Source organism: Sphingomonas sp. (genome assembly GCF_051962185.1).
GTDB lineage: Bacteria > Pseudomonadota > Alphaproteobacteria > Sphingomonadales > Sphingomonadaceae > Sphingomonas.
This window is the reverse complement of record NZ_JBQCCN010000106.1, coordinates 1-3,945: the sequence shown is the minus strand read 5'-3', so window position 1 is coordinate 3,945 and position 3,945 is coordinate 1. Positions and strand designations below refer to the sequence as shown.

The following is a 3,945-nucleotide window of genomic DNA, read 5'->3' as shown; positions in this document are numbered from 1 at the left end:
TATTTACGCTTCCCGGGCGAAGGCGGGGGCCCAGTCGCCGCGCATCTTGGGATGGGGCTGCGCCCTCGCCTTTCCGTTCAGTGGAACTGGGCCCCGGCCTTCGCCGGGGAAGCGTTTGGGGCGCTTCGGTCAGCTCTTCATCCGAGACCAGCAGGAAAGCATCGTCCTCCGCTTCCGCCAACTCACGCCCGCGCTTCGCCAATTCGGCGCCGAGCCTTTTCTCCGCCGCCGCCAGCAGCAATCTCTTGTCCGACGCGCGGGCATCCGCCGCGACGGTGAAGCGGAAGCCCTCCAGCGTGCCGATGACATGGTCCTCGACCAGCACCTCGCCGTCCTCGCCGATCACGACGGGAAGCGCGCCGGCATCCTTGCCGATCTGGCGCAGCAACGCGGTGGTGCGCTTGTCGACGAAGCGCTGGGTCAGCGAGGCGTGGAGCGCGTCGGACAGCCGCTCCTCGACTTCCGCCGTGCGCCTCGCCCAATGCGCCGGGTCGGCCAGCCAGTCGCCACGATGGGCGATATACGCCCAGGTGCGGATCGCCGCGACGCGTCCCGCGATCGTCTCGACATCGCCGGTGACGTCGTCGAGCCGCGCGACTTGCTCGGCGAACCAGGGCCCGGGGATATGCCCATTGCCTTCGCTCAGCCAGGCGTAGAGCCGCTCGACCAGCCGGGCATGCGGGTCGACGCCGAGCTTGCGAAAATCGGGCACGCCGCACGCCGCCCATAGCCGCGCGACCTGGCCCGGCGAACGGGCACGGTCGCGTACCCAATTCTCCTCGGCGAGCCGCTTGAGCACGGCGAGGTCGATCGCCGGCGGCGCGGCGCGCAGCACGCGATTGTCGGGCTTGGCCTCCAGGCTGGCGATCAGATCGTCGACCGAGCCGACATCGGGTTCGCCCTCGCGCCAATAGAGGAAGTCGAGCTTGGGGAAGTGATGCTGCTCGATCGCGTTGATTTCTTCGGGCGTGAACGCGCCGGGCCCGTCGGCGGTTAGCGCGCCGAACGTGCCGTCGCGCTGGTGGCGACCGGCGCGGCCCGCGATCTGCGCCATTTCGCTCACCGTCAGGCGGCGCTGGCGTTGGCCGTCGAACTTGCTCAGGCTGGCGAAGGCGACATGGCTGACGTCCATGTTGAGCCCCATGCCGATCGCGTCGGTGGCGACGAGATAATCGACCTCGCCGGCCTGGAACATCGCGACCTGGGCATTGCGCGTGCGCGGGCTCAGCGCCCCCATCACCACCGCGGCGCCGCCGCGCAGCCGCCGAATCATCTCGGCCACGGCATAGACTTCCTCGGCGCTGAACGCGACGATTGCCGAGCGCTTGGGCAGGCGCGAGAGCTTCTTCGCCCCGGCATAGGAAAGCGTCGAGAAACGCGGGCGATTGACGATATCGGCATCGGGGACGAGCGCCTTGACCATCGGCCGCAGCGTCTCCGAGCCCAGGATCATCGTTTCCTCGCGTCCGCGCGCGCGCAGCAGACGGTCGGTGAAGACGTGCCCGCGCTCAGGGTCCGCCCCGAGCTGCGCTTCGTCGAGTGCGACGAACGCGACCTCTCTCTGGAGCGGCATGCTTTCCGCGGTGCACAGGAACCAGCGCGCATCGGGCGGAACGATGCGTTCCTCGCCGGTGATCAGCGCGACCTGGTTCGCGCCCTTCATTTTCACCACGCGATCATAGACTTCGCGCGCCAGCAGCCGCAGCGGAAAGCCGATCATCCCGCTCGAATGCCCGCACATCCGCTCGATCGCGAGGTGCGTCTTGCCGGTGTTGGTGGGCCCGAGCACCGCGGTGACCGGGGAGGAGAAGGCACGCATGACGCTCTATAGATCGGCTGCGCGGGCGATTGGCGCAAGCGCCACGTGATTGACCCAGTATAATCGCCGACCCTGTTGCGAGTCCGTAAGTAAAGCCCCTTAGGGTCGACTACCGCACCGAAAAGTCGACCGATTCACCGATACTTAAATAAGTTCCGGCCAATCGGGGATTTGTCCCTCGCGCTGCACGGCTTGCCGCAGCCCGACGGCTCGTCGCGTCCGGTTAAATTGACTTTAACACCCCATGGGCACAGTCATTCGACCTGCGCCGGGGGTGGATCGGCGATTACGTATTCGGGGTCGTTTTCGTCGTGTTTCTGCGCAACGAGCATTATGAACAATCGGGAGGGGCCGCGCCCAGCTCGACCGGCCGCGCGCTCGTCCTCACTACTGAGCTGTCCTTCGCCGACCGGTTGCGCGCCAATCTCGCGCAGATCGATTGGACGCCCGACCTCGGTGCGCGGATCGGTTCGCGCGAATGGTTTCGCGGGCTCGCCACCTGCACCGCGCTGATCGGCGCGTGCTGGGCATTGTCGCCCGGCTTCGGCCAGCCGCTGATCGGCTCGTCCGCCGCGCCGCTCAAGGGCAAGGCGTGGGAAAATGCCCGTGCCCAGGCGATCGCGCCGCTCGCGCTCGGCGCCGATACCGGCCAGCGCATGGCGGCGACCGATCTCGTCCGTCCGCTCGCCGAGAATCCCGACCGCCCGACCCAGGCCTTCGCCTCGGCGATGAGCGACGGCGACAGTCTCGCTTCGGTGCTGCGCCGGGCCGGCATGCTCAAGGCCGATATCCAGCGCGTGTCGGATCTCGTTTCCGGCGCCCTGTCGCTCGACCAGATTCGCCCCGGCACTCGGTTCGAGGGCGTGCTCGGTCGCCGCGCGAAGAAGAGCGACCCGCGCCCGCTCGAACAATTGAGCTTCCAGCCGGCGTTCGATTTCCGCCTGACGATCAAGCGCACCGCCAACGGCCTGACGATGGACCGTCAGGCGATCGCGGTCGACGACACGCCGCTGCGCATCCAGGGCCTGGCCGGCACCAGCCTCTACAAGTCGATGCGCGCCGCCGGCGTGCCCTCGGGTGTCGCGGCCGATTATCTCAAGGCGATCGCGACCCGCATCTCGCTCAGCGGCGACGTCGCCGCCGACGACACTTGGGACGTCATGCTGTCGCAGCGCCGCGCCGCGACCGGCGAAGTCGAACTCGGCAAGATCCTCTATGCCGGCATCGACATGGGCCGCCGCAAGGTGCGGCTGGTCAAATGGAGCCGCAACAGCGACGGCGACGACGAGGATGACAACGGCGCCGGCAAGGGCGATTGGTACGACGCCAACGGCCAGACCGAGCGCCAGGGTTTCATGGGCTTGCCGGTCGCCGGGCGGATCAGCTCGTCGTTCGGCATGCGGATGCACCCGATCCTGCATTATTACCGCATGCACAAGGGCATCGACATCGCCTGTGCGTACGGCTCGCCGGTCTATGCGGTGTTCGACGGCGTGGTGAACTGGGCCGGCTACAAGGGCGGCTATGGCAGCTTCGTCGGTATCCGCGGATCGGGCGGCGTCGGCACCGGCTACGGGCATCTCAGCCGCGTGCTGGTGCGCAACGGCCAGCGCGTGCAGCGCGGCCAGGTCGTCGCATATTCGGGCAATTCGGGCCTGTCGACCGGACCGCATCTCCATTTCGAAGTCTATCGCGGCGACCAGGTGGTCAACCCACGCGGCTTCTCCTTCTCCAGCGTCGCGTCGCTGACCGGCGCCGCGCTCCGCGCGTTCAAGGAGCACGTCTCGGATCTGCTGTCGGTGCGGCCGGGGACGGGGCGCAAGTCATCCTGACAATTCTGCTGTCGAGCAGGGCGCCTGAATAGAATCGCGCGAAGGCGCGAAGGCGCGGAGGAGTCTCGCGCAGAGGCGCAAAGGGCGCCGAGGTCTCGAAGCAAGGACGGAACAACTCGTTCCAGCCGACGAATGGGTCTCGCTGTGCGAGGCTCTTTATAAACTCTGCGCTCTCTGCGCCTCTGCGCGAATTGACCTGCTTTTCTCCGCGCCACTACGCCTCCGCGGGAATCGAAACCTTCTTCGGGGAGAGGCTGTCCGCCGCGATACTATGGGGCGCCGACACCGACGATT

The 3,945-nt window shown here is 67.4% G+C and carries 2 protein-coding genes; one reads left to right on the top strand and one right to left on the bottom strand.

Features of this window, described 5'->3' with window-relative positions; genetic code table 11:
* A partial coding sequence (locus ACTHJR_RS06305; protein ID WP_440522274.1) for a helicase-related protein occupies nucleotides 1-1,819 on the bottom strand: 1,819 nt, incomplete at its 3' end.
* A 311-nt stretch (nucleotides 1,820-2,130) separates the two neighbouring features.
* Between ACTHJR_RS06305 and ACTHJR_RS06300 the strand changes: the two genes are divergently transcribed.
* Entirely contained in the window at nucleotides 2,131-3,651 is a 1,521-nt protein-coding gene (locus ACTHJR_RS06300; RefSeq protein WP_440522273.1) for a peptidoglycan DD-metalloendopeptidase family protein, read from the top strand.
* Nucleotides 3,652-3,945: the final 294 nt, after the last annotated feature.